We start from the raw sequence: 24720 nt of genomic DNA, 5'->3' as shown, positions 1-24720 counted from the left end.
CACACCACGAGTTCGTTATATAAGTCAACCACCTGATAGGTATTGCTTTTTCTTATACCTTCGAAGGTTGTTCCCCATATATCAGGGTTTCTCCAAACAAGTCATCGGTGTATCTTCTACTGCACATCGGTGAAGCCGATAGCACCGGGAACCATCGGAACGGCGGGAACATGGAGATCCAGGATCTGACCTGCTTCGTAGAAGTGGCCGAGCGCGGGTCCTTCACCCGGGCAGCCCAAGCGCTTCAGCTTTCCCAGCCGCGACTGTCGCAGATAATCGGACAGCTCGAGGTCGAATTCCGGACCGAACTCTTTCAGCGTTCCTCGCGTGGAGTCGCATTGACCGGTGCCGGCGAGGTCTTGATCAAGTCCGCTCGCCAGGTACTCGGCGCCGTGGAGAACACTCGCGCCACCGTGGACGCCCTGCACGGTGTTCTCACGGGAACACTGACCATCGCGGGGATGCGATCGTTCACCACCGAAGCGGCGAATATCATGTCAGCTTTTCGCGCCGAGTATCCGAGCGTCGTGCTGCGAATCAAGGCGCCCAGCGACGAGGAAGCCATGCATTCGATGGTGTCCTCCGGAGCGTGCGACATTGGGTTCGCACGAATGAGCGACACACCGGAGTATGCCAACAATCTCGTACAGCATCCCGTGGCCGTCGAGGACAGCGTGGTGCTTGTTCCACAAACCTCGCCACAGGGCAAAACCACGGAACCCATCACACTGGCGGAAGCGACGCAGCTTCCGCTGATACTGCCGCCGGCAGGTGCGCGTGCACGGATCGCCTTGGACGCCATGTTCACCGAAAGTGGCATAGATGTGGTTGTGGCCGCCGAGAGCGGCCATCACGAGACCAGCGTCGAATTGGTCCGCGGTGGCGTCGGAGCCATGTTCACCCTACGAGGTGGTCTGCCCGGCAATGTCGAGCAGATGGTGACGGTCCGCACGCTGACTCCCCGGCGACAATCCCCTATCGTCTTGCTGCACAGACGCGTAGGGGTGTCACCAGCCGCCACCGCGTTCACCGAGTTGGCACTCAAAGGCCTTCGCGCGCAGCCATAGAACGGCCCGGGAGCGCCGCAAGGAGAGTCCCTGCGGTGCAACCGAACTCGCGTACGTCGTCCATGGTGGCCTTCGCCGAGAACCGTTCGCGGGCTGATACCACGCCTGAACTGCCCCGCGTCCGGCGGTCACGGCGCTCACACTGACTAGAGTTGCCGTGGTGAAGGGCGACGAGCAGGAAACCAGGCGCACCGGCCGAATTGCCGACTCGGTGCGGGCACCCAAGGTCGCCGATGTGATCGCACAGCAACTACGTGGCCGGATCGTCCGTGGGGACATCGCCCCCGGCGAGATGCTCCCCTCCGAAAAGGTCCTGATGGTGGACTTCGCAGTGTCCAGGCCGACCCTGCGCGAAGCCTTCCGCATCCTCGAGAACGAAGGACTGATTCAGGTCCTGCCCGGCTCCCGCGGCGGACCGCAGGCTCGATTGCCCGATCTCAGCGTCGCGTCGCGTCAGATCGGGCTCTACCTGCAGACCCGGGGAACCACCCTGGTCGACATACTCGAGGCTCGTGCCGAGTTCGAGCCGATCTGCGCCCGGCTGCTCGCGCAGCGATGCACCGCCGAAGGCCTCGCGGCGCTGCAGTCGTGCGTCGATATCCAGCGAGCGATGGTGGAACACGGCATCGAGTCCCCGGCCGAGTTCGAGCGGTGGGTGACTCGGACCGCCGAATTTCACGACCTCATCGCATTGCATTGCGGCAACAAGACTTTGGGAGCACAGGCGATGGCACTGCGGGACGTGCTCGCCTTTCATCGACAGGTCGGCATCGAACGCAGCCGGACTCGCACCGCCACGCCGCCTCCCAACACCTTCATACCGCTGACAGTCGAGGACTACGAGACGCTCCTGACTCTGGTCCGAGCCCGCAATGGCGAAGGCGCCGAACGGCACTGGCGAGCCCATCTGACCCGGTCCGCAGATCTCATCTCCGATGATCAGGATTCGGACCAGCCCATCACCTTGTTCGGCTGACTCTCACCGCACTCGCCACCTGTTGGCCAGGCATTTCACTGCCGATCGACAATTCCGGCAAAACTCTCACCGCACTACACCGTGACGTAGACAACACTCGCATGCTATCCTCATCGCCAACATAGATAAATAAGTTCAACTGTTCTGACAGTAGGAGCGTTTCCATGCCGCTTCAAGATCACATGCAACTGATCTCCACCGACGACCATCTGATCGAGCATCCCAAGCTCTGGACCGACCGACTGCCGACGAAGTTCCACGAGCGGGGACCGCGCATCGTCGAGAAGGAACTCCCCCGGGCGATCCACGTCGGTGACGGCAACAAGGCGATCGGCAACGTGGGCACCAGACTCGCTCAGGTCTGGGAGTACGAGGGACGCATCTACCCCTACATCGGCCTCAACGCCGTCGCCGGGAAGAAGCCGGAAGAGTACGGCGTCGACCCCACGCGCTACTCCGATATGCTGCCCGGCTGCTACGACCCCGTCGCGCGGGTCGCGGATATGGACATCGACGGCGTGCAGGCGGCGCTGTCTTTCCCGTCGTTCCCTCGCTTCGCCGGTACGGTCTTCCTCGAGGGGGAGGATCGGGAGCTGGCACTGCTGTCGGTGCAGGCCTGGAACGACTACATCCTGGACGAATGGTGCCCCACCGCACCGGATCGCTTGATTCCGATGGTGATCCTGCCGCTGTGGTCGGTCGAGGCATCGGTTCGCGAGATCTATCGCGCGGCCGCCAAAGGCGCCAAGGCTATTTCCTTTCCCGAGAACCCGGTTCCGTTGGGGTTGCCGTCTTTTCACACCGATCACTGGGATCCGGTGTTCGCCGCGGCGGTGGAGACCGGACAGCCGCTGTGCGTACACTTCGGCACCTCCGGTAAGGCGCCGGTCACGGCGGCGGAAGCCCCCATGGCCGTGATGATTTCGCTGTTCGGCACCAACTCCATGTCCGCCTGCGCCGATCTGCTGTTCTCCCCGGTGTTCCACAAGCACCCCGGCCTGAAGTTCGCCTTGTCGGAAGGCGGTATCGGCTGGGTCCCCTACATGCTCGAACGGATGGATCTGACCTGGGAGAAGCATCGCTACTACCAGAACATCAACCAGACTGTCCGGCCGTCGGAACTGTTCACCGAGCACATCTTCGGTTGCTTCATCGACGATCAGTTCGGTGTCGAACACCGGGACAAGGTCGGCATCGACAACATCACCTGGGAGTGCGATTACCCGCACTCGGACTCCAACTGGCCCAACAGCCGAAAGGTCGTGCACGACATGATGATCGACGTGCCCGACGACGAGGTACACAAGATGGTCGAGCTCAACGCTCGCAAGCTGTTCGACTTCCCGCGCGCCTGAACCGAGGCATCAGTATGCAAGAGCCGATCGAACAGCTCCCCCAGGACGACTGGGTGGACCAGGACCTGCTGACCAAGGATCTGGCGCGGTCACTTCTCGACGGCGAGATCGCCGCCGAACGCGACCGCCTCGTACGGATCGACCGCGGTGAAACTCCTGCCGACGCCATCGCATCCCGCGCCGACCTGCAGCGCCGACTCGATGCCATGGTGGCCGCCCGCGACCGGCTGCGACATTCCCGCGATCTCTGACCGCCGTCCCCACGCCGCCCGCCCGATCGGCCCACCTCTTCGCACAGGAGCACCACCCGTGACAACCAGACGTCCACTCCCCCAACCCAGCTTGGCCAGCGCCGAGTTCTGGGCATCGGGCGCCCAGGGCGTGCTGCGGATCGCGCACTGCCACACGTGCGCCCGCTGGACGCACCCTCAGCGCGCGATCTGCCCGCACTGCCATGGTCGTGACGTTGGCATGGAACCGGTGTCCGGCCACGCGACGGTAGTCGGGTTCACCGTGAACAGCCAGCAGTGGCTGCCCACGCTGCCACCGCCGTATGTGGTGGCAATCGTTGCGCTACAGGAAGATTCGGCAGTCCGGTTGACGACCAACATCGTCGGCTGCGATCCCGCCGAGGTGCGGGTGGGCATGCGGGTACGGGTCCGCTTCGAGCAGGCGGCCGAGGATGTGTGGCTGCCACTGTTCGAACCCGACCCGGAGGCGGCGGACGACGGGCCGGTACCCGAACCGGAGAATTATCGATCCAGACTGCGCCCGATGGCCTCGGCCCACAAGTTCGAGGACAAGGTCGCGATCACCGGCGTAGGGCAGTCTCGGATCGGGCGCCGACTGATGGTCGATCCGATCTCGCTGACCGTCGACGCCTGCCTGGAGGCCGTAGCCGACGCCGGGCTCACCATCGACGATATCGACGGATTGTCCACCTATCCCGGCGGTGCGCCGGGTGGCATGTCCGAGGGCGGCATCATGCCGATCGAGGAAGCCTTGCGCATTCGCCCCACCTGGGTCAATGGCGGCGGAGACCTGCCCGGTCAGAACGGCTCGATCATCGCAGCGATGCTCGCGGTGGCCTCCGGGCTGTGCCGGCACGTGCTGTGTTTCCGGACGGTATGGGAATCCAGCCATCAAGCGCTGCAGCGTGCGGGACGCTGGCACGACGGGCCGGGCCGGGCTACGGGAATGATGGAGTGGCGGCTGCCGTTCGGGGCGATGTCGGCCGCCAACTGGATCGCCTGCCAGGCCTCGCACTACTTCCACCGATACGGCGGCGACCGCGAGGTCCTCGGGCGGATCGCGGTCAATGCCCGCACCCATGCCTGGCTCAATCCCGAAGCGGTATACCGGGATCCGATAACCCTGGACGACTACCTGTCGGCGCGCATGGTGTCCAGTCCCTTCGGGCTCTATGACTGCGATGTTCCCGTGGACGGCGCGGTCGCGGTGATCGTCTCCGCAGCCGACACCGCGGCCGACCTCGCCGCACCCCCGGTATTCGTCGAGGCCGTCGGCACCCAGATCATGGAGACGCTGTCCTGGGACCAGGGCACCCTCACCCATATGCCCCAGTCGCTGGGACCCGCCGCGCACCTGTGGAGCCGCACCGATCTGCGGCCCGAGAACGTCGATGTGGCACTGCTCTACGACGGCTTCACCTTCAACGCCCTGTCCTGGCTCGAGGGCCTGGGCTTCTGCGAGTTCGGCGGTGCACGCGAGTTCATCGGGGACGGCAGTGCCATCGCGCTGGGCGGTCGGCTGCCGCTCAACCCGCACGGCGGCCAGCTCTCCGCCGGACGCACGCACGGCTACGGATTCTTCCGGGAAGCGGTGCTGCAACTGCGCGGGCAAGCCCACGGGCGCCAGGTCACCGATGCGCGGGTCGCGGTCGTCACCGCGGGCGGTGGCGTCCCATCCGGTGCAATCCTGTTGCACAACAGTTGATTCCACGATTCACAGTTCTACAAGGAGCACATGATGCACCGTCCGATGGAAGGCGTCCGAATTCTCGAGGTCGCCCAGTTCACCTTCGTCCCGGCCGCGGGCGCGGTCCTGGCCGACTGGGGCGCCGATGTCATCAAGGTCGAACACGCCGAGACCGGCGACGCCCAGCGCGGCCTGGTCCGCGTCCTGGGCCTCGACGCCGGCAGAGAAGGCTCCTCGTTCGCGCCGATCATGGAGGGCCCCAATCGAAGCAAGCGCAGTATCGGCCTCGCGCTCGACAAGCCCGAGGCCCGGCCGGTACTGGAGGAACTGGTTCGGCGCAGTGACGTGTTCCTGACCAACTTCCTGCCCAAGGCTCGCCGCCACTTGGGCATCACAGTCGAGGAGATCCGCAAGATCAACCCCGACATCATCTACGTCGCGGGCAGCGGATTCGGAAGCGAGGGACCGGATTCGGAGAACGGAGCCTATGACGCGACAGCATTCTGGGCCCGCGGTGGCAGTGCATACGGCGTCACCCCGTCGAACGCGGACTCGGTAGCCTTCATGCCCGCAGGCGCCTACGGCGACAATATCGGCGGCATGACCATTGCAGGCGGAATCGCGGCAGCGCTGTACGGGCGCAAGGTCACCGGCGAGCCGTCCGAGATAGATGTGTCCCTGCTGGCGGTCGGCGCCTGGGCGACCCAGTTCAGCGTCAACCTGGCGATGCTGAACGGCCGCCCGCAGCCCAAGGCCGACCGGACCACCGCGGGCCCCGGAAACCCACTGACCGGCACGTACCGCACTTACGACGGACGCTGGATCCAGCTGTCCATGCTGCAGCCCACTCGATACTGGGACGAGTTCTTCGACATCCTCGGCCGCACCGATCTGGTCGGCGACTCCCGATTCGACACGATGGAAAAGATCACCGCCGCAAAGGACCTGGTGGCGAACGAGATCGCGGCCACCATCGCGAAATTCCCCTACGCGCACTGGCTGAGCGAGTTCGAGAAGATGACCGGACAGTGGGCACCGGTGCAGGACGGCTGGGATATCGCCAACGATCCGGCCCTCATCGCCAACGGGCGCATCACCGAGATCATCGACGCCGACGGCGCCCAACGCAAGCTCGTCGCCAATCCGGTCAAGTTCGACAACCAGCCGGTTCACATGACCCGCGCCCCACAGTTCGCCGAACACACCGACGACGTGCTGCGAGAGATCGGACTGGACGACGACCAGCTCATCGCGCTGAAGATCGCCGGTGCCGTCACATAGCAGCCAACTAATCCGACTGCCTGACAACGGCTTCCGTGAACTGGTTCAATCCGCTGACGAACCCGGTTCGGGTCTCTACTCCTCGCGAGCGAACGACGGCAGAGTTACAGAAGACCGGGTGCTGCCGTAGCTCGTCAGCGGGGCACGGGCGGGTGTAGTTCATCGAAGGCGATGTCGAGTAGTTCAGCCAGAGGTGTAGCACCGTCTCGCGCAACCCATTCGGCCAGCGCGACATCGAAACAGGTGAAGGCGCCGTGAATGAGAGTCTGTGCGCGAAAGCGCCGTTCGGCGGGATCGCCATCGAAACGTTGTTCGGCCAGTGGCGTGATCATCTGGGCCCAGGTGAGGTGTTTTTCCAGGTTCCGCGCGCGCAGCGTGGCGCTGCCGAACACGACCCGCATGGTGCGCAGTCCCCGACGTGATTCAGGATCCGAACCGCCGGCCACAAGAGCCTGCAGGGTCACCCGCATCGAGTCCCACGGATCCTCGCCGGCAGGCCGGACAGCCAACGCGTCGGCGAGAGTCCGGCCGTTTGCGACGGGATCTTCGATGACGACGTCTTCCTTGGTAGCGAAGTAGCGGAAGAAACTCCGCGGTGAGATCCCAGCTGCGTCGGCGATGTCGTCGACGGTTGTGTTGTCGAAGCCGTGCTCGACGAACAGATCGAGGGCGTAGTCGGCGACCCGGGCGCGCACGGCGTCACGGGCCACATCGCGCATGTTCATCGGTTCCCGGGTGCCGTGTCGAGCCATGCCGACAAGTGTACGATTGCCATAGATGGCAGCTACTGTCACAAGAGACATAGAATGACAATTCATGGGATAGGGGCCGCTGAATGGAACAGCGCACACTCGGACAACAGGGATTAGCCGTCTCGTCCCTCGGCTATGGCTCGATGGGCACGGTGGTCGGCTACGGCGCCAGCGACGACCAGCAGTCCATCGCCGCGATACAACGAGCCCACGAGTCGGGAGTGAACTTCTTCGACACCGCCGAGATGTACGGATGGGGCGAAGGTGAACGACTCCTCGGCCAGGCGGTGAAACCGTTCCGCGACGAGGTGGTGATCGCCACCAAGTTCGGATTCACCCGCGAGTTCGGTACCGACTCCCGCCCGGAACACATCCGCGAGGTCGTCGACAACAGCCTGCGCAACCTCGACGTCGATGCCATCGACCTGCTGTATCAGCACCGCGTCGACCCCGACGTGCCGATCGAGGATGTCATCGGCACGATGGCCGAGTTCGTCGATGCCGGCAAGGTGAAGTACCTCGGCCTGTCCGAAGCCGGACCGGACACCATCCGCCGCGCGCACGCGGTGCACCCGATCACCGCGTTGCAGACCGAGTACTCGATATTCGCTCTGGATGTGGAAACGCTGCTGCCGGTGCTCGAGGAACTCGGCATCGGGTTCGTCGCCTACTCCCCCCTGGCCCGCGGATTCCTCACCGGCGCAGTCCAGCCCGTCGACCGCTACGAGCAAGGTGACTTCCGGGCCCGGCTGCCGTGGTGGAAACCCGAAAACTTCGACGACAACCTGAAAATCGTCGAACAGCTCACCGAGTTCGCAGCCGCCAAAGGCGCAACCCTGCCGCAGCTGGCGCTGGCGTGGCTACTCACGCAGAAGGACTACATCGTCCCGATCCCGGGCTCGCGCAACCCGAAACGCGTCGCTGAGAACAACGCCGCCGCCGACCTGACTCTCACCCAGGCCGATCTGGCGCGCATCGCCGAGATCGCGCCCACCGGCGGGCACGGTGGCCGCGGCACACCCTCGAACTGGGCCTGACCGCCCTGGGCCCTGGAACGACGAAGGGCCGCACCGAATTACCGGTGCGGCCCTTCGTCGTTCCGGCAACCGATCGCTTCATCGACGCCCACTCGAAACATCCACGACCAACGGCCGACCGACGTTCAGCGACTGCGTACGGGCGGACTCCACGTGTTGCTCAAGTCGATGGTGTCGAGTAGCCCGGTCTTGAGGATCTTGTTGGTCGGTGTGCGAGGTAGCGTGTCGGTCAGGGTCAAATACTTCGGCAACGCATGCTTGGGCAGGCGGCTGGTCATCCAGTCATATAGTGCCGGTTCGTCCAGAATGCTGTTCTCGATGACCTCTGCCGCGATCAGGATCTCCTGTCCTGCAACGGTATCGGGCACACCGATGACCGCGCATGCGACCAGTTGCGGATGCTCGTCGATGACGGCCTCGACGGCGGTGGTCGAGATGTTCTCGCCCAGCCGGCGAATGGTGTCGCCGGCTCGGTGGCGGAATTCGAAATTGCCGTCCGGGTGACGGATGACGATATCGCCCGTGTGGTACCAGCCGCCGGCCAGCGCCCGGGCGGTCGCGTCCGGCTGGTTGAGATAGCCGACCATGATCATGCGCCGGTCGTCGGGCCGGATCCAGAGCTCGCCGGGAACACCGTCGGCGACCGGCCGGCCGTTCTCGTCGACGACCTGGGCCCGATAGCCGTCGCGCACGCGACCACACCACGTGTGTTCGAGATCGGGTGGATCACTCAGCACCAGAGGGAAACCCACTTCCGTGGAGCCGTACAGGTCGTAGCACCGCACACCGAATCGCTGGGCGAATTCGGCGGCGAGAGCGACGTTGTGGCCGGCGAAAACGGCCTCGAGCGGGTTGTCCGCATCGTCCGCGCGCGGCGGTAGCGCGAGCAGCAGCGCGGACAGGAGAGTCCCTGTGGTGCAACCGAACTCGCGTACGTCGTCCAGGGTGGCCTTCGCCGAGAACCGCTCCCGGAAGACGACCTGGCCCCCGGTGGCGCACATCGCCACCAGCGGACTACGTCCGGTGACATGGAACATCGGATGGCAGTTGTAGGCTATATCGTTCGGCCCCAAGGGAATTCGGTCGGCCATGGTGGCGAACTGGGCCCAGTCGAGCATCACCCCCTTGGCCGGTCCCGTACTGCCGGAGGTGTAGATCACGCAGGCGATGTCGGCCGGTGCGGTCGGCGAATCGAATTCGATGGTGGCCGCGGCCAAGTTCCGCCACTCACCACGCTCGACAGCACGAACTGTCAAGGCCGGTCGGGTATTTCGGACGTGGTCGACGAATTCCGGCCGGGCCAGGCACAACACCGGCGCGGCGTCGTCGAGGACATGTTCGAGGAACGTCCCCTTCAGCTCCGGGTTGACCGGAACCTCCACCGCACCCAGGCAACCGAGGGCGATCCAGATCATCGCCGCATCGATCGACGGCGGCAGCAGCGTCGCTACCCGCACGCCCGGCACCACCCCGAGGGTGCGTAGATACTCCGCCCAGCCACGCACCCCCTCCCACGTCGCACCGTAGGTGGCGTGGGCTCCGGTCACCTCGTGGAGGAACGGCCGGTCCGGCTCCGCGAGAGCGCGAGAACGCAGGTGAACCGGCAACACCGATGCCGGATCGGTCACCTTGGATACGAACATCGATGCGGCAGACAATCCGGGTTCTCTTTCTTCTCATGCTTCAGGAGCGGGCCGGCGTCCGGATGCACGAAAGGGCAGACGCCGGCATCGGCTCACCAATTCAATTGTCGCAGGCGATGACTCCGAGCTCGAGCAGCTCGGCGATACGCTCCTGGCCCACACCGATCTCGCCCAGCACCGCGCGGGTGTGCTGCCCGATGGTGCAGCCCGCATCGGCCTTGGTGCGCGAACGCGAGAAGCGGGTCAGCGGGGCCAGCCGACGGTGCTCGTCGAAGATCGGGCTCACCGCCTCCACGCTGTACCCGGCCTCGAAGAACGGATCGGACTGCAGCGCCGACTCGGAGTTGCGTTCGAGGATCGCCACACAACCCATGTCGAGAGCCGCGAGTTCGTCCTCCCACTGCTGTTTCCCCTTGCCCGCGAACACATCCGCGAGTACCCGCGCAAGGGCGGTGTCGTTGTCACCGCGCCCCTGCGGGGTCGAGAACCGCGTGTCGGAGGCCAGATCGACATACGGTGACAACGCCTTCACCAGCGTCTCCCATTCATGCGGCAGTGGTGCGGCCAGGAATACCCAGCCGTCGGCGGCCTGGTACATCCGGTAGAGCGCGCCGAGTCCGTAGAACTGCGCATCCGCGACGGCGATCTCCGGCCGGCCCTTGTAGCTGGTGTTGTAGGAGATCAGAGCCTGGTGCACGGTGCCCAACATGGTGGTGACCATGTTGGCGAGTTCGACTCCGTTGCGCTTGGCGTACAAGCCCACCAATATCGCCGAGGCCACGCCCAATGCGGCGATGCCGTCGGACTGGACGGCCGGCACCGCACCGGCAGCGTGCAGGGTCCGGGCTCCGGCGCGCAACGCGTCCGCGTCGCTCGGTGTGTTCGTGGCGTCGCGACCGTCCACGGCCGACAGGCCGGTTGCCGCGCCCACCGAGGGTGCATAGGCCGGGCGGGCCGCGTACGGGCCCTCGACGCCGTATCCCGGGGTGCTCAGATACACGATATCCGGATTGATCGCCTTCAGCGTGGCCTCGTCGATCTGCGCACGTTCGGCGGCCGCGCCCCGGAAGCATTGCAGCACAACGTCACTGCGCTTGACCAGCTCGTGGACGAGTTCGAGTCCGGCGGGACTGGTGAGGTTGATCGCCACACTTTCCTTGCCCTGCAACACCTTTGCACCACCGGCCTCGGGGAAGGCCACCAGGTTGCGGATATTGTCGCCGTCGACCGGTTCGATCTTGATCACCCTGGCCCCGAGGTCGCCGAGCACCGTCGCACCGTAGGGGCCGGCGAACATGGTGCCGAATTCGAGGACCGTCACCCCGCGCAGCGGCAACTCGTCCGGTGCGGGAGTCCCGGCTGCCGGTGCGGCCGCGGCCGCGGCAGCGGCGATGGTGGCCCGCACCTCGTCGTCGTGCTGACCCGGCAGCGGCGCCGGGCGCAGCGGCGTCAGCGGTTTTCCGTCGGCATGGATCAGGGTCGATGGTTGCCGCACGGGGCCGATCCCGGGGTTGTCGACCGTGGCGACTCGGCCCTCCGCGACGACCTGCGGGTGGTCCAATGCCTCGTCGGGGGTGCGGAAGGCCTCGGCACTGATGTCGTCGTTGGTCTCGAAGACCTGCTGCCATTCCTCGAATGTGCGGGCGCCTACCCGATCGAGCATCATCTGCCAGAATTCCGTCCGGAGTTCGGCGGTCGGCAGCATCGGGAAGCCGGTCCACTTGGGGTCGGCCAATTCCCTCACCAGATCGAGTTCGGTCAGCCATGCCTGCATCAACCGTGGCGCGGTCTGCGCGAACTGCAGCCAGCGACCATCCTTGGTCGCCGCGATCAGCAGGGCGTAGATCAGATACGCCTGTGGGCGCCCGGCGTCGTCGTAGGCCACGTCCATCGGGCTGAACGCGTCCGGGTAGCGCTCCAGGACCATCTCGTAGAACCAGTTGTAGGGATCCATCGCGGCCATACCGGTCACCAGATTGGACTCCACGGCCTGCCCGCGCCCACTGGACATGCGCTCGAGCAGCGCGGCGAGGATACCGTGCACCGCGGCCTGCGACGCTCCGAACGAGGCGTAGGGCGCGGTGACGAAGGCCGGGCCGGGCCGAGTGGTCAATTGCCGTTTCTCGAACATGACCCCGGTCTTGGCCATGACGAGGCCTTCCCAGCCCTTGTAGTCCTTCCACGGACCGGTACTCCCCCAGCCGGTGATCGATGCCCAGATCAGCCGTGGATACTTCTCGCCCAGCGCCTCCGGGGTGAGCCCGATCCGGGTCGCCGAGGTCGGCCGCATCGTCGTGATCAGCACATCCGCGGTGCTCAGCAGCGCGCGCAGTGTCGCGAGGCCGTCCTCGGCGTGCAGGTCCAGGGTGATGCTGCGCTTGCCCCGCAACAGACCGGGCCAGCCCGGAAGATCGCGCAGATCGCTGCCGCCGGGCGGCTCGACCATGATGACGTCCGCACCGCAGTCGGCCAGAAACTGACTCGCCTGCGCGCCGGGCAGCGTGGTCGAGAGATCGACGACCACCAGGTCCGCGAGGGGACCCGAGCTCTTCGCCTGGTCCGGTCCTGTCGTCACGGTGAATCCTTTCGTCACAAAACTGGTCGGCACCGCAGTGCCACGCCTTGCCCGTGGGCGCGGCGAAAGATCAAGCGATGGCGATGTTCTTGAGCCGCAGGAACTCCTCGATTCCCTGGCGGCCGCCTTCCTTGCCGAGACCGCTGAGGCCGATGCCACCGAACGCGCGATTGACACCGAGGTTCATCGCGCCGTTGATGAGCACCTCGCCGGTGACCAGTTCCTCCGCCACGCGGTGCGCGCGGCGCAGATCGTTGGTCTGGATGTAGCCGGACAGGCCGTACTCGCTGCTGTTGGCGATCTCGATCGCCTCCTGCTCGGTCGCGAACGGGGTGATGGCCAGCACCGGACCGAACACCTCTTTCTGCGCGAGTTCGGATTGCGGGTCGACATCGGCGAATACGGTCGGCTCGAGGAAGAAACCGTCGGCCAGCGCCCCTTCGACCCGGTGACCGCCGGTGACCAGACGGGCGCCGTCGGCCTGGGCGCGCTCGATCATGCCCAGGATCCGATGCAGAGCCGTCTCGTTGACCACGGGCCCGGACACGGTCCCCTCGGCCAGCGGATCCCCGACGGTGATGAATTCGGCGAATGCCTTGACTCGGCCGATCATCTCCTCATAGATGTTGTCCTGCACCAACATTCGAGTGGGAAGCGCGCAGCCCTGGCCGCTGAGCGCGCCGATGGACATCATCGTGCCGTGCGAGCAGGCCTGGTCGAGGTCAGCGTCCGCGAACACGATATTGGCCGATTTGCCGCCGAGTTCGAGCACCGATGGCTTCATCAGATCGGCACAGCTGTGCAGGATCTTGCGCGCGGTGTCCGGGCCGCCGGTAAAGGTCACCTTCTTGACCAGCGGATGTTCGACGAGCGCCGCACCGGCTTCGGGCGCACCGGGCAGGATGTTGACCACACCGGCCGGTATGCCGGCTTGCTCGACGAGGTCCGCGAACAGCTCGGCCGTGAACGGAGTCAGCTCGGAGGGCTTGACCACCACCGTATTTCCCGCCGCCAACGCGGCGGGAATCTTCATCGCGAGCGAGATCAGCGGGCCGTTCCAGGTGATGATCACACCGATCACGCCGTACGGCTGGCCGAGCGAATAGGAGAGCTCGCCGTCCGGGCCGAACGAGCCGGTCACCTCGGAGGTGAGCTTGTCGGCCCAGCCCGCGTAATACCGCGTCCACTCGATCGACGTCGCGACCAGACCGGCCACGACCGGAATGGGGGTGCCGTTGTCGAGCGCGCCCAGGCGGGCGAACTCTTCGGCGTTGGCCTCGATCAGATCGGCGAGCCTGGTCAGCATCTGCCGCCGCTCGGCCGGCCGGGTGCGACGCCAGGTGGCGAAGGCATTGTGCGCAGTGCGGGCCGCTCGGTCGACCTCGGCTGGACCTGCCAGCGGAATCCGCGCGTCCACCGTGCCGTCGACGGCGTTGACGTGCTCGTGCACCCCACCAGATCCCGTCGCGATCCGCTCGATGCCGATGCGGAGGTGCACGGTGGGCCTGGTCGTGTCGATTACCTGACTGGTCATGGATTCGTCACTTCGCTTCGCTGCGATCAGATGGGGTGAAACGGGTTGATGCAACAACGCCATCTTAGTTACCTATGTTGTGCAGCTCACACTGTATTACGGACTCCAAGTGTCTGCAAGTAGCAAAATTGTGGACACCGCCCGACCTCCCCGGCGGTGCACTGTGATTGGTTGATCCGAGACGAACGCGCGGACAGTCACCCCGAGGAGTGAGATCACATGAGTCGGCAAACCACACCGCTCGGACGCCCGCGCGACCCCGAACTCGACGAGAAGCTGATGACCGCGGCGCTGCTCGAATACGCTCAGCTGGGATGGGGCGCATTCACGATGCAGGGCGTCGCCCGGCGCGCCGGCGTCGGGAAATCCGCACTGTACCTGCGTTGGGCGAACAAGGAACAACTGCTGCTCGACAGCGTCGAATCGGTGGCACTGACCCTGCGCGTCAACGTCGACACCGGCTCGCTGACCGGCGATTTGACGGCGCTGGCTACCGCGCTACTGGAGCACTTCCTGGATCCGATCGGCTGGGCGACGCTGCGGATCACCATCGACGTCACCGCCGATTTCACCGATCTACAGCCATTCCAGCAGCGCATCGTGAGATCGCTGCGCACGGCCGCGGCGGGAGCGTTCACCCGGGCCGTGGAGCGCGGCGAGATGAGCGCGGACACCGCGCATGAACCGTTGATCGAGTCCCTGTTCGGCGCCGTGCTGATGCATACGCTCTCCCGCACACAGGACGAGCGGGACCACGCCCGCGCATACCCCGGCGAGCACGTCGGCCCGCTCGTCGATGTTATCGTCCGCTCCGCTCGACCGACGAAGAAGTGATTGCACATAGCTAACTCAGTGGGTTAACTTCGTCACGTATGCGCGGCATACGTTCCCACCCCGTACACGGGGCCCCTCCCGCCGTGAACCCGTGTCGATCAGACGGAGGACCACCATGACCGGTCTCGCAGGCAAAGTCGCCCTGATCACAGGAGCCGCACGAGGACAGGGCCGCTCCCACGCGGTGCGTCTGGCGAGCGAGGGAGCCGACATCATCGCCCTCGACATCTGCGCGAATATCGCCACGATGGACTACCCCAATGCCTCATCCGCGGACCTGAAGGAAACCGTTGCGCAGGTCGAGGCGCTCGGCCGCCGGATCGTCGCGTTCGAGACCGACGTTCGCGATGCCGCCGCTACCCGCAAGGCCGTGGACCAGGGCCACGAGGCATTCGGGCGGATCGATATCGTGCTGTCCAATGCGGGCATCGTCCGGCTCAGCGACGGGCCCGACGATTACGCGCAGATCTGGCAGGACGTGGTGTCGACCAATCTGAGCGGCGGCTTCCATGTCGTGAATGCCGCTGTGCCACATATTATTTCCGGCGGCCGAGGCGGTTCGATCGTGTTCACCGGGTCGACGGCAGGCGTGCGCCCGACCGCGAGCCTGAATCCCGCCGCACTGGCCTACACCGCCTCCAAATGGGGTCTGGTCGGCATCTGCAAGCAGTACGCCGCCTCGCTGGCCGAGCACTCGATCCGAGTCAACATCGTGCACCCGGCCGGCGTCGCGTCGGGCATGACGATGAACGAAGCGATGGCCCGGCTCGCCCAGGAGGCAGCCGCGGGCGGCGACAACTCCATCTCGCAGATGCAGAATGCGATGCCGATCGCGATCCTGCAGCCGGGCGACATCTCCGACGCCATCGCATTCCTGGTTTCCGATCAGGCGAAATGGATCACCGGCGTCTCCCTGCCGGTGGACGCCGGCTTCTCCATCCGCTGACCGAGGCTCGGCGGGAGCGGGGTCACCGCGTCGCGAACTCGGCGGTGCCGTCGACGACGACTGCCCCGCTGCCGTCGGTCAAGCTCATCCGAACCTCGGCTCTCGCTTCGCCGTGTGAATCGAATTCCCGGAGTACTTCCGCAGTGGCAGTGAGAGTTTCCCCGCGGTACACGACCTTCCGAAAACGCGTTCGGAAGCGCCGCACGGTGTCGACCCCGAACGCCTCCGTGCAGTAGGTTCCGAGATATCCGGCGCCGAGCATGCCGACACTGAATGCCGCCGGGTACCCGGCCGACCGCGCCAGTTCGTCATCGTGGTGCATGGGGTTCATATCGCCGCTCGCACCCTGATACCGCACGATGTCCGTCATCGTGACCGGGCCGAATCGCCTGGGCGCGAACCGCGCACCGACTGCATGCGGTCCCAGTGGTGTCTCCACACGAGCAGCGATCGGTGCACTCTCCCGCTTCACTGTCGACTCAGGTCCGCGTCCTGCGGGAACGCTGAGATACGCTGAGGTGTATAGGCATTCAGCTCGCAACTCGTGCGTTCGATCGCGGAACGCCACCATGAAACGCGCCAACGTCAGCGGTCCGCTCCTGGCCTGTTTCACCTCGAGCCCGATGAAACGGACGGAAGTCTCCAGAACGTCCCCCGCTCGCGGGACAGGACCGTGGAAGATGTACTCCTGCTCCAGTGACAGCAGATTCCGTACGTCCCGTTCCAACTTCAGATCGTTCCAGGCGCACGTCGCTTCGGGTGTCTCGTACACGGCGAGCAGATCCTCCCAGAACACCACGGTGGCAAGGAAAGTCGGCGGTATGGGGGCTCTGTCGTCCTCGAGGTACTCGCTACGCGCATTGCCGGTGGCCAGTGCGTACTCTCGAATCTTTCCGCGTTCTATGGGCATCGTCGACAAGTCGTGGTTCTCCTTCGTGGCGGGTCGTCATCGGCGCGGGCGACGTCAGCTGATGGCGAACTCGCCCAGATTCCAGCCGCCGCCGACGTTGCTGCTCCATCCACTTGCGGCCCAGGTTCCACCGTCCACGGGAAGAGCCGCGCCGGTGATGTACCCGGCCAGCGGTGAGCACAGGAATGCCGCTGCCGACCCGCACTCCTCGATGACGCCTTCACGCCCGAGGGGTATGTATCGGTCGAGTGCCGCCTGTTCTCCCGTGTCGCGCCGCGCGAACGCCGCTTCATCGATCGGCCCGCTGCGCTGACCGTGATTGCCCGGCGTGATGGTCTGATCCGGATTGATCGCATTGACGCGGATGCCGTGTTCGGCGAGTTCCAGCGCCATCGTCCGCGTAAAGCTGAGCATGCCGGCCTTGCAGGCGGCGTAGACCGCGAACATCGGTGCCGCCCGGGTGCCCTCGATACTGCTGACGTTCACGATCGATCCCCCCTGGCCGCCGCGCACCATCAGCGGGACGGCCGCCGAGGTCCCGGCGAGCATGCTGACCAGGTTGATGTCGATGTGGCGCCGCCAGCTCCGTTCGCTCTGCTCGACGAACCTTCCACCCCGGACGCCGCCTGCGTTGTTCACGAGAATGTCGAGTCGGCCGAAATTCTCGTCTGCCCGCGCGACAGCGGCGCGGACGTCGTCGGTGTTCATCACGTCGGTCCGGACGACGATCGCGGTGCGGCCAAGTGCGTCGATGATCTCGGAAGTCTGCTTTCCTCGATCCGGATCGATTTCCGCGAGAACAAGATCCGCCCCGGCGCGAGCCAGTGCGACAGCGATTCCACGCCCGATACCACCTCCCGCGCCGGTGACCACTGCTACCTGACCGGACAGGTCGATCTGCATCGCACACACGTGTAGTCACATCCTCACGAAGACGAGCCGACAGGCTAGAGATAGATCACTATGTCATATAAGACTACTTAGTACAGCCGGATGTAGCCGAGCATCGGAGATGCGGCCTTACCTGAGCGACCAACAATCAAGAACGCTATTCTGAAAACCGCGTTCTGAAGTTTACCGATGAGGAGACGACCAATGCGTGCGGTTCGATGTGAGGCATACGGCGGGCCCGAAACCCTCAACGTCAGAGACATCCCCGTTCCGGTGGCGGGTCCCGGGCAGGTAGTCGTCCGAGTGGAGGCCGCAGCCGTCAATTACCCCGATGTGCTCGTCGCCGCCGACCACTATCAGGTGAGCGTTCCGACGCCGTTCACCGTGGGAAGCGAGTTCGCGGGCACCGTGCTGTCCGTCGGCCCCGGAGTGCGGACCGTCGCCCCCGGAGACCCGGTGGCGGGCGTGTCGTTCACCGGCGCCTTCGCGGAGCAGATCGCGGTACCCGAATCCGCCCTGTCGCCAATTCCGCACGGATTGAGCATGATCCAGGCCGCGGCATTCGGCGTCACGTATCGAACGGCGTATCACTCGCTCGTCACCATCGGCGAGATGCGGCCCGGTGACTCGGTGGTCGTACTGGGTGCCGCAGGCGGAGTGGGGACCGCGTGTGTCGACATCGCGACACGACTCGGGGGCCGAGTGATCGCGGCGGCGGCGTCCGAGGCGCGGATCGAATTGTGCCGCCGACTCGGCGCGGTCGCGGGTATCGCCTACGAGCACGAGGACCTGAAGGAACGCATCAAGGCGATCACCGGCGGGCGCGGCGCCGACGTGATCATCGATCCTGTGGGTGGCGCATACGCCGAACAGTCGATCCGCGCCATCGCCTGGGGCGGACGCTACGTGTGCGTCGGCTTCGCGAACGGCGAGATTCCGCGCATACCGATGAATCTCGTTCTCCTGAAAGGGGCGATCCTGCGTGGCTTCGAGATCAGGACACTCGCCGAACACCGGCCCGACGCCGTGGCCGAGGGCACGAAGGCGATCGCACGCCTGATCTCCGAGGGCATGCGACCGCACGTGTCCGAGGTGTGGCCCCTCGAGGATGCGCCCCGCGCACTCGCACTGATGCAGGACCGTGCGGCCCACGGGAAGATCGTCCTGGATCCCACGATGCGACCACGGTGAGGGGGTGCCGACTCAGTGCACATACGCCGGGCCGATTCGGTGCCACTTCGACCGTCGGCCGAGTCACGGCCGCGCCGGTTGACGGCCGACGAACCAGCCGCCCGGAACTGCCGCGTCGACGGCGACCAACCGGTGTGCGAACAGCCACCTCTCCCCTGCCTCGACCAGGATGTCGCGGTAGCGGCCCCAGTGGTCGGGACCGTCGGCGGTCAGCACCACGAAGTACGAGGATGTTTCGATCCGGCCGGGAGCGATCGAGTCGAACCGAAGATTGGTCACGAAGTGCCGAATGATCCGCGGTGCGGTCGATTCGGCACCCCGATCCGGCGCCGCCGAGAGCATCTCGATGATCGCGGCACGGCCGACCGCCGGTGGGCGGCCCTTGACCTCGAGTATTCCGTCCTCGGCGAAGCATCCAGCCAGCTCCGCGAGCCGCATCCGGTCCCCGCTGTGCGCATACGCGGCGACAAGGTCTCGCACTTTCTCCCGAGCGATCAGTTCGGCGTGATCCATTCCGTCCTCCTGGTTCGGCGATGCGCTCACCCATCGGGCAGAAGCGGCCCTTCAGTACAGGCCGCCATCCACCCGGATCAGTGATGCCGTGGTGTAACTCGATGCCGGGCTGGCCAAATACAGTGCAGTGGTGACGATCTCGGACGGGTCACCGGGACGGCCCGCCGCGCTGCGACTGGTCCGCCGCCCCTCCTCGGGCCAGGACTTGGCGATATCGGTGAGGAACGGGCCCGCGGAAATGGTGTTGACCCGGACCTTGGGTCCGTACTCGCGCGCGAATACATGCGTCAGTGCGTTCAGCCCCGCTTTCGCACCCGAGTACGGACCGAATCCCGGCTGCGGCATGAGCGCGCCGGAGGAGGACACGTTGATGATCGATCCGCCTTCGCCCGTTGCCATCCGCTCCCCCACCAGGGCGCACAGCCGGAACGGGCCCTTGAAGTTCACATCGACGATCTTGTCGAAGAGTTCCTCGCTCGTCTGCGCGGACGACGGCGCCAGCGGCGACATTCCGGCATTGTTGACCAGTACGTCGACCGTGCCGAACTCCGCGTAGGCGGCCTCGACCAGGGCGTCGATCTGGTCCCACTCACCGACATGGCAGCCCACCGCCAGCGCCCGGCGGCCCAGTGCCGCAACCTCTTTCGCGACCGACTCGCACGCTTCGGCCTTACGACTGGTGATCACGACATCGGCACCGGCCGCGGCGAAAGCCAGCACCATCTCCCGGCCGAGGCCGCGGCTGCCGCCGGTGACGAGGGCGACCTTGCCGTCGAGTGAAAACAGATCCGTCATACGAGTCCGTACTCTTTCAGAATGTCGGCGTACCGTGCGCGGGCAGCGTCGCGTCGGGTCGGAATGTGTTCGGAGGGAAACAGTCCCGCGGCCGGCTTGTAGCCCTCGAGCACCTGTTTGGCGACAGTCGCCTTGTGCACCTCGGTCGGCCCGTCGGCCAGTGCCAGCGAGGGCACGCTGGTCCACCACTCGTAGAGCGGCAGCTCGGTGGTGACACCGAGTGAGCCGTGGATCTGCACGGCCCGGCCGATGATGTCGCCGAAAATCTTCGCCATCGCCACCTTGCACATCGCGATATTGGTGCGCGCCGCGCCGTGCGGCTCGTTGTCGATGATCCACGCGGTCTGCATCACCAGCAGCCGGAACTGGGCCAATTCGATCCACGAATCCGCGATGAACTGCTGCACCATCTGCTTGTCCGCCAGCAGTTCACCCTGGGTGCGCCGCGAGAGCACCCGCTCGGCCATCATGTCGAACGCCCGCCGGCATTTGCCGACCGTGCGCATCGCGTGATGCACCCGGCCGCCGCCGAGGCGCGCCTGTGCCACTTCGAATCCCTGGCCGGGGCCCCCGAGGATCGCATCGGCTGGGACCCGCACATCGTTGTAGCGGATGTAGCCGTGCGTGCCTTCGTCGAGTTCCTCCCGGTCGGGCATCACCGTCACGTTGCGAATGATCTCGATTCCCGGCGTCTCGGCGGGTACGACGAACATCGACATCCGGCGATATGGCGAGGCGTCGGGGTCGGTGACGGCCATGATGATGAAGAAGGCCGCGTAACGCGCATTGGAGGTGAACCACTTCTCCCCGTTGATGACCCACTCGTCCCCGTCACGGCGTGCGGCGCACACGAACTCCTTCGGGTCCGCGCCCGCCTGTGGTTCGGTCATCGAGAAGCAGGACACGATGTCGCCGTCCAGCAGCGGCTGCAGATACCGCGACTTCTGTTCCGCGGTACCGAACATGGCAAGGATCTCGGCGTTTCCGGTGTCGGGTGCCGCGGTGCCGAACACCGTTGGCGCCCACATGGATCGGCCGATGATCTCGTTCATCAGCGCGAGTTTGAGCTGCCCGTAGCCTTGGCCGCCGAGGTCGGGGCCGAGGTGGCACGCCCACAGGCCCTGCTCGCGCACTCGATCCTGCAGCGGCTTGACGATCGCGCGGGCCGCCGCGTTCTCGGTGTTGTACGGCTGGCCGATATGCGGGAAGAGCAGGTCCAGCGGCTCACACTCCTCGCGCACGAACGTATCCATCCAGTCCAGCTTCGCCTGGAAATCGGGCTCGGTCCGGAAATCCCACATATGCTCTGTTCCTTTGTCTCAGAAGGTAATCGACTGTTTCGACAGCGGTCGTCAGTGCCCGATCAAGGCCATCGCCTCGTCGAGCATGCCCGGCAGCCCGGGCTCCATCCGCTGGAACGCCGGGGGCATGGCGCCCGCCTTGCGGGCCCGTTTGATCAGCAGCGCCGTGGCTGCCGCCTCCTTGTACCGGGTCAGCGCGTCGAACCACACCAGGTCTGTCACCGGCCGTCCCCACGCCTGCTCGTATTCCCGGACTACCTCGGCGATGGTCGGCGTACCGCACGGTTGTGTGCTCGGCGCGGCCGGATGGCCCGCCTCATCGGTGAAGTAGGTCAGCCAGCTCAGGTCCACCCGTGGATCACCGACCGACCAGATCTCCCAATCGATGATCGCGGTGACCTCGTCGCCTTCGCACAGGGTGTTGCCCAGTCGGTAGTCGCCGTGGTTGACCACCGGCCTGGCCTGCGTCGGCATGGTCTCGCGCAATGCCCGCCCGCAAGCGCGGAAGTCGCCCCGCAGGTCCTCCGGCACTGTCTCGAAAGCCCTTGTCCACCGGTCGATCTCGGCATCGAGACCGACAACGGGTTCGTCGCCGAGACCGATACTCGCCGGCTCCAGGCGGTGCAGGTGACCGAGCATTCGCGCGGCGTCGAGGTAGCGGGCCCGGATCCGGGGCGCCGCCCCGGCATCACGCGCATCCTCGAGCAGCGGCTCCACGCATTCGCCCGCCACCAGATCCATGGCCACGAACGGCGGGATCTGCGGCGGCTGCCCTTCGTCGTCGAACAGCACCGGAGGCACCCGGACGCCGGGCGCCTGCGCCAGCGCGGCCATCACCCGACCTTGCCGCAGTACGTCCCGGTTGCGCACCGGCGCCAGCCCGGCGGGCGCGACCTTGAGCACCACCGGCGTGGCCGCCCCGGACGAGATGAGGTCGGCGACGAAGGTCAGGCTCGACGAACCACCTGTCAATTGCCGCACACCGGATACCGCCGTGCCGGCTCCGGTCCGAGCTGCCGCGGCGCTGGCGCGATCCGCGAGCCGATCGGCGTAAGTCTGGCCGTCGAGGTGAGTGGCCGCATCGGACTGTTGCACTGGGATGCCCTTTCGAATCGGACCTGGACGATCGAGCACGCCCGGCGGATCACATTCAGAATAGTGTTCTCAGAACAGGATTCTGCATTCGCTGCTCGGTGTCAACCCCGAAAACGCCGCAACGCGGGCCCGGAAAACCGTGACCCGCGTTGCGGCACTTGATATTCGGCGTCTCAGACCGACGGGATCCTCACCCCTGGACCGGACGGAACACCGGCAACTGCCAGCCGTCGGAAATGGGCGAGAACGTCACCTCGACCTCCATCCCGATCTCGACCTCACTCGGATCGACGTCGACGACATTGGTCACCAACCGGGCATCGCCGGCGCCGTCGAGCGAGATCACCGCTCCGACGAGAGTGATATCGGGGATTCCAGGGAAGCCGTGGATGACGGCGTAGCTGTAGACGCTGCCGCGACCCGACAGTTCTTTCCAGTTCTTCTCGGTGGACTGACATTCCGGACAGAACGGAGTCGGCGGCATCCGGAAGTGTCCGCACGAACCGCATTGCAGCGCAACGAGTTTGCCCTCCTTGGCGTACTGCCAGAACGGCTCGGTATCGCTGTTTGTGGTGATGTGGACCGCCTCGGCGGGCAGCGTGGTCGCGCGCACGTCGCTCATGCCGCGCTCCCGAGGATCAGACCCGAGACCGGAAGGGACGCGGGACCGCCTGTGGCGAGCGCGAATTCGGCATCCTTCACCTGGTTTATCGCAGTGCCTCGCATCTGCTCCACCGCCTCCTTGATGTGGGTCATCCCGATGATGTAGGCCTCGGACAACTGACCGCCGTGGGTATTGACCGGAATCGAGCCGCCCTTGTACCGGATGGCGCCGCTCTCCACGAACTCGCCACCCTCACCCTTACCGCAGAATCCGTAGTCCTCGAGCTGCATGAGCACCATCGGGGTGAAGTGGTCGTAGAGCAGTGCAACATCGATATCCTTGGCCGTCAGCCCCGACTGCGCCCACAGCCGCTCGGCGATCGGCGCGTTGCCCGAGGACGCGAAGTACTCGTCCGGCATTCCATACCAGGCGAACGCGCGGCCCCATTCGCGGCGACCGCCGTGCGCGACCGCGACGACCGGCACCGGCTTCTGTCGCAGATCCTTCGCTCGCTCCGCACTGGTGGTAATGACCGCCACCGCACCCTCGGTCTCGAGGCAGAAGTCGTAGAGGCACAACGGATCCGCGATCATGCGGCCGTTGAAGTACTCCTCCTTGGTCAGTGGCGTCTTCTGAATCGCCTTGGGGCGGTTGAGCGCATTCTCCCGCGTCGAGATCGCGATCTCGGCGAACGCGTCGCGCCGGGTGCCGTACAGATGCATGTGCCGCCGCGCCAGCACCGACATCAGATGGCCCGGACCCGACAGCCCGGACGGCTGCAGGAAGGAGTTGATCGGATCCGCGGCCGCGGCCGCGAAGACCGAGCCCAGGCGCTGTTTCTGCTGCTGCAGCGTCATCACCGTGACCACCGTGGTGGCATCACCGGCGACGATGGCCGCGCGGGCGAGCCCGATCGAACCGGCCGCGCCGCCGCCCCCGGAGGTCAGCGAGGCGGTGAAGGTGACCTCGGGAATGCCCAGGGTTTCCATGAAATCGGCGGTGTCCATCTTGTCGCCGTACCCGGCACCGGCGCCGGAGTAGTAGGCGAAGCCGTCGATCTCCTTGACCGAGATGCCCGCGTCCTCGCAGGCAGCCAGGATCGCCTTGCCCGCCAACTCCAGATTCGTCTGTGGTGCGGACCCGCCGCGTTTGTAGTACGGAGTCGCCCCCACACCGACGATCGCGACATCTCTCAAACCGTTGGACACATCAACACTCCATTCTGGTTGCCGCCGACCACCGAGCCCGTAGCAAGCGCACCACACGCCTCGGCGTCACAAGCCTGCGGAGCCATCGATCACCTGTATTACAAAGTAATCTATCAGATCGCTAACCGCCAGGAATCGATCTACAGCTACGTGGTTTCGCGGTTCAGAAATCAAACCTTGTGAACTATGTGAGCTAGCGTTAGCCTGAGATTCAGATCACATCCCACCGGCGCAGCGCTCGGCCTCACAGCCCGCCTCCCCATGCGTCCGATCG

22 protein-coding genes are annotated in these 24720 nt (G+C 65.5%); 10 read left to right on the top strand and 12 right to left on the bottom strand.

What is annotated here, in order from left to right; translation table 11 throughout:
* Positions 1-170: 170 nt before the first annotated feature.
* The 6 genes from ON40_RS41185 (at position 171) to ON40_RS41160 (ending at position 6617) form a co-directional block, all read left to right on the top strand.
* Positions 171-1067: a LysR family transcriptional regulator gene (locus ON40_RS41185; RefSeq protein ID WP_040831048.1), complete on the top strand. Its 897-nt coding sequence runs from the start codon at positions 171-173 to the stop codon at positions 1065-1067.
* Positions 1068-1227: 160 nt separating this feature from the next.
* The gene (locus ON40_RS41180) at positions 1228-2043 is read left to right on the top strand and encodes a FadR/GntR family transcriptional regulator (RefSeq protein ID WP_169541996.1); all 816 of its coding nucleotides are present in this window, start codon (positions 1228-1230) and stop codon (positions 2041-2043) included.
* 164 nt (positions 2044-2207) lie between these two features.
* Positions 2208-3398, top strand: a complete 1191-nt coding sequence (locus ON40_RS41175) for an amidohydrolase family protein (protein WP_040831047.1) — start codon at positions 2208-2210, stop codon at positions 3396-3398.
* Positions 3399-3412: 14 nt separating this feature from the next.
* Positions 3413-3649 carry a hypothetical protein gene (locus tag ON40_RS41170; RefSeq protein WP_040831045.1) on the top strand — a complete coding sequence of 79 codons (237 nt, stop codon included), beginning with the start codon at positions 3413-3415 and terminating at the stop codon, positions 3647-3649.
* Positions 3650-3707: 58 nt separating this feature from the next.
* On the top strand, positions 3708-5354 hold the full coding sequence (locus ON40_RS41165) for a thiolase C-terminal domain-containing protein (RefSeq protein ID WP_040831042.1): 1647 nt from the start codon (positions 3708-3710) through the stop codon (positions 5352-5354).
* Between the two features lie 33 nt (positions 5355-5387).
* Positions 5388-6617: a CaiB/BaiF CoA transferase family protein gene (locus ON40_RS41160; protein WP_040831131.1), complete on the top strand. Its 1230-nt coding sequence runs from the start codon at positions 5388-5390 to the stop codon at positions 6615-6617.
* Positions 6618-6751: 134 nt separating this feature from the next.
* Here ON40_RS41160 and ON40_RS41155 read toward each other — a convergent pair whose 3' ends face one another.
* The gene (locus ON40_RS41155) at positions 6752-7369 is read right to left on the bottom strand and encodes a TetR family transcriptional regulator (RefSeq protein WP_040831040.1); all 618 of its coding nucleotides are present in this window, start codon (positions 7367-7369) and stop codon (positions 6752-6754) included.
* An 83-nt stretch (positions 7370-7452) separates the two neighbouring features.
* Here ON40_RS41155 and ON40_RS41150 point away from each other — a divergent pair, with 83 nt between their 5' ends.
* Complete coding sequence (locus ON40_RS41150; RefSeq protein ID WP_040831038.1) at positions 7453-8406, top strand: aldo/keto reductase; 954 nt, start codon at positions 7453-7455, stop codon at positions 8404-8406.
* Positions 8407-8531: 125 nt separating this feature from the next.
* Here ON40_RS41150 and ON40_RS41145 read toward each other — a convergent pair whose 3' ends face one another.
* The 3 genes from ON40_RS41145 to ON40_RS41135 form a co-directional block, all read right to left on the bottom strand.
* Complete coding sequence (locus tag ON40_RS41145) at positions 8532-10049, bottom strand: AMP-binding protein (RefSeq protein ID WP_083896322.1); 1518 nt, start codon at positions 10047-10049, stop codon at positions 8532-8534.
* A 100-nt stretch (positions 10050-10149) separates the two neighbouring features.
* Complete coding sequence (locus ON40_RS41140; protein ID WP_245568216.1) at positions 10150-12624, bottom strand: CaiB/BaiF CoA transferase family protein; 2475 nt, start codon at positions 12622-12624, stop codon at positions 10150-10152.
* 70 nt (positions 12625-12694) lie between these two features.
* Complete coding sequence (locus ON40_RS41135; RefSeq protein ID WP_040831035.1) at positions 12695-14158, bottom strand: aldehyde dehydrogenase family protein; 1464 nt, start codon at positions 14156-14158, stop codon at positions 12695-12697.
* A gap of 219 nt (positions 14159-14377) precedes the next feature.
* Between ON40_RS41135 and ON40_RS41130 the strand changes: the two genes are divergently transcribed.
* Together ON40_RS41130 and ON40_RS41125 are read left to right on the top strand one after the other, a co-directional pair.
* Positions 14378-14992, top strand: coding sequence for a TetR/AcrR family transcriptional regulator (locus ON40_RS41130; RefSeq protein WP_040831034.1), 615 nt, complete (start codon positions 14378-14380; stop codon positions 14990-14992).
* Between the two features lie 115 nt (positions 14993-15107).
* A complete protein-coding gene (locus ON40_RS41125) occupies positions 15108-15938 on the top strand; it encodes a mycofactocin-coupled SDR family oxidoreductase (RefSeq protein ID WP_040831033.1) in 831 nt (276 codons plus the stop codon).
* 22 nt (positions 15939-15960) lie between these two features.
* On the opposite strand, the gene ON40_RS50835 is transcribed toward ON40_RS41125, so the two are convergent.
* Positions 15961-16848, bottom strand: a complete 888-nt coding sequence (locus ON40_RS50835; RefSeq protein ID WP_083896321.1) for an FAS1-like dehydratase domain-containing protein — start codon at positions 16846-16848, stop codon at positions 15961-15963.
* A gap of 54 nt (positions 16849-16902) precedes the next feature.
* Entirely contained in the window at positions 16903-17751 is an 849-nt protein-coding gene (locus ON40_RS41115) for an SDR family NAD(P)-dependent oxidoreductase (RefSeq protein ID WP_040831032.1), read from the bottom strand.
* A 192-nt stretch (positions 17752-17943) separates the two neighbouring features.
* Here ON40_RS41115 and ON40_RS41110 point away from each other — a divergent pair, with 192 nt between their 5' ends.
* Positions 17944-18930: an NADPH:quinone oxidoreductase family protein gene (locus ON40_RS41110; protein WP_040831031.1), complete on the top strand. Its 987-nt coding sequence runs from the start codon at positions 17944-17946 to the stop codon at positions 18928-18930.
* Positions 18931-18993: 63 nt separating this feature from the next.
* On the opposite strand, the gene ON40_RS41105 is transcribed toward ON40_RS41110, so the two are convergent.
* The 6 genes from ON40_RS41105 to ON40_RS41080 form a co-directional block, all read right to left on the bottom strand.
* Positions 18994-19443, bottom strand: a complete 450-nt coding sequence (locus tag ON40_RS41105) for a nuclear transport factor 2 family protein (protein ID WP_040831029.1) — start codon at positions 19441-19443, stop codon at positions 18994-18996.
* A 51-nt stretch (positions 19444-19494) separates the two neighbouring features.
* The gene (locus tag ON40_RS41100) at positions 19495-20238 is read right to left on the bottom strand and encodes an SDR family NAD(P)-dependent oxidoreductase (protein WP_040831028.1); all 744 of its coding nucleotides are present in this window, start codon (positions 20236-20238) and stop codon (positions 19495-19497) included.
* The gene (locus ON40_RS41095; RefSeq protein ID WP_040831027.1) at positions 20235-21539 is read right to left on the bottom strand and encodes an acyl-CoA dehydrogenase family protein; all 1305 of its coding nucleotides are present in this window, start codon (positions 21537-21539) and stop codon (positions 20235-20237) included. Before ON40_RS41095 ends, ON40_RS41100 begins: the two co-directional genes overlap by 4 nt.
* A 51-nt stretch (positions 21540-21590) precedes the next feature.
* Positions 21591-22634: a phosphotransferase family protein gene (locus ON40_RS41090; protein WP_040831026.1), complete on the bottom strand. Its 1044-nt coding sequence runs from the start codon at positions 22632-22634 to the stop codon at positions 21591-21593.
* 190 nt (positions 22635-22824) lie between these two features.
* Positions 22825-23256: a Zn-ribbon domain-containing OB-fold protein gene (locus ON40_RS41085; protein ID WP_040831025.1), complete on the bottom strand. Its 432-nt coding sequence runs from the start codon at positions 23254-23256 to the stop codon at positions 22825-22827.
* The gene (locus tag ON40_RS41080) at positions 23253-24446 is read right to left on the bottom strand and encodes a thiolase C-terminal domain-containing protein (protein WP_040831024.1); all 1194 of its coding nucleotides are present in this window, start codon (positions 24444-24446) and stop codon (positions 23253-23255) included. Before ON40_RS41080 ends, ON40_RS41085 begins: the two co-directional genes overlap by 4 nt.
* Between the last annotated feature and the right edge of the window lie 274 nt (positions 24447-24720).

Origin of the sequence: Nocardia jiangxiensis NBRC 101359, assembly GCF_000308615.1 — a bacterium.
Lineage (GTDB): Bacteria > Actinomycetota > Actinomycetes > Mycobacteriales > Mycobacteriaceae > Nocardia > Nocardia jiangxiensis.
Note: the sequence above shows the minus strand (reverse complement) of the source record. Positions and strands in the feature narration are given on the sequence as shown.

What these genes read in the sequence shown, in the direction of transcription:
- ON40_RS41135 (WP_040831035.1), bottom strand. Translation starts at nt 14,158, where the DNA reads ATGACCAGTCAGGTAATCGACACGACCAGGCCCACCGTGCACCTCCGC.
- ON40_RS41095 (WP_040831027.1), bottom strand. Translation starts at nt 21,539, where the DNA reads ATGTGGGATTTCCGGACCGAGCCCGATTTCCAGGCGAAGCTGGACTGG.
- ON40_RS41150 (WP_040831038.1), top strand. Translation starts at nt 7,453, where the DNA reads ATGGAACAGCGCACACTCGGACAACAGGGATTAGCCGTCTCGTCCCTC.
- ON40_RS50835 (WP_083896321.1), bottom strand. Translation starts at nt 16,848, where the DNA reads ATGCCCATAGAACGCGGAAAGATTCGAGAGTACGCACTGGCCACCGGC.
- ON40_RS41100 (WP_040831028.1), bottom strand. Translation starts at nt 20,238, where the DNA reads ATGACGGATCTGTTTTCACTCGACGGCAAGGTCGCCCTCGTCACCGGC.
- ON40_RS41105 (WP_040831029.1), bottom strand. Translation starts at nt 19,443, where the DNA reads ATGGATCACGCCGAACTGATCGCTCGGGAGAAAGTGCGAGACCTTGTC.
- ON40_RS41110 (WP_040831031.1), top strand. Translation starts at nt 17,944, where the DNA reads ATGCGTGCGGTTCGATGTGAGGCATACGGCGGGCCCGAAACCCTCAAC.
- ON40_RS41175 (WP_040831047.1), top strand. Translation starts at nt 2,208, where the DNA reads ATGCCGCTTCAAGATCACATGCAACTGATCTCCACCGACGACCATCTG.
- ON40_RS41160 (WP_040831131.1), top strand. Translation starts at nt 5,388, where the DNA reads ATGCACCGTCCGATGGAAGGCGTCCGAATTCTCGAGGTCGCCCAGTTC.
- ON40_RS41185 (WP_040831048.1), top strand. Translation starts at nt 171, where the DNA reads ATGGAGATCCAGGATCTGACCTGCTTCGTAGAAGTGGCCGAGCGCGGG.
- ON40_RS41155 (WP_040831040.1), bottom strand. Translation starts at nt 7,369, where the DNA reads ATGGCTCGACACGGCACCCGGGAACCGATGAACATGCGCGATGTGGCC.
- ON40_RS41115 (WP_040831032.1), bottom strand. Translation starts at nt 17,751, where the DNA reads ATGCAGATCGACCTGTCCGGTCAGGTAGCAGTGGTCACCGGCGCGGGA.
- ON40_RS41125 (WP_040831033.1), top strand. Translation starts at nt 15,108, where the DNA reads ATGACCGGTCTCGCAGGCAAAGTCGCCCTGATCACAGGAGCCGCACGA.
- ON40_RS41170 (WP_040831045.1), top strand. Translation starts at nt 3,413, where the DNA reads ATGCAAGAGCCGATCGAACAGCTCCCCCAGGACGACTGGGTGGACCAG.
- ON40_RS41130 (WP_040831034.1), top strand. Translation starts at nt 14,378, where the DNA reads ATGAGTCGGCAAACCACACCGCTCGGACGCCCGCGCGACCCCGAACTC.
- ON40_RS41085 (WP_040831025.1), bottom strand. Translation starts at nt 23,256, where the DNA reads ATGAGCGACGTGCGCGCGACCACGCTGCCCGCCGAGGCGGTCCACATC.
- ON40_RS41145 (WP_083896322.1), bottom strand. Translation starts at nt 10,049, where the DNA reads ATGTTCGTATCCAAGGTGACCGATCCGGCATCGGTGTTGCCGGTTCAC.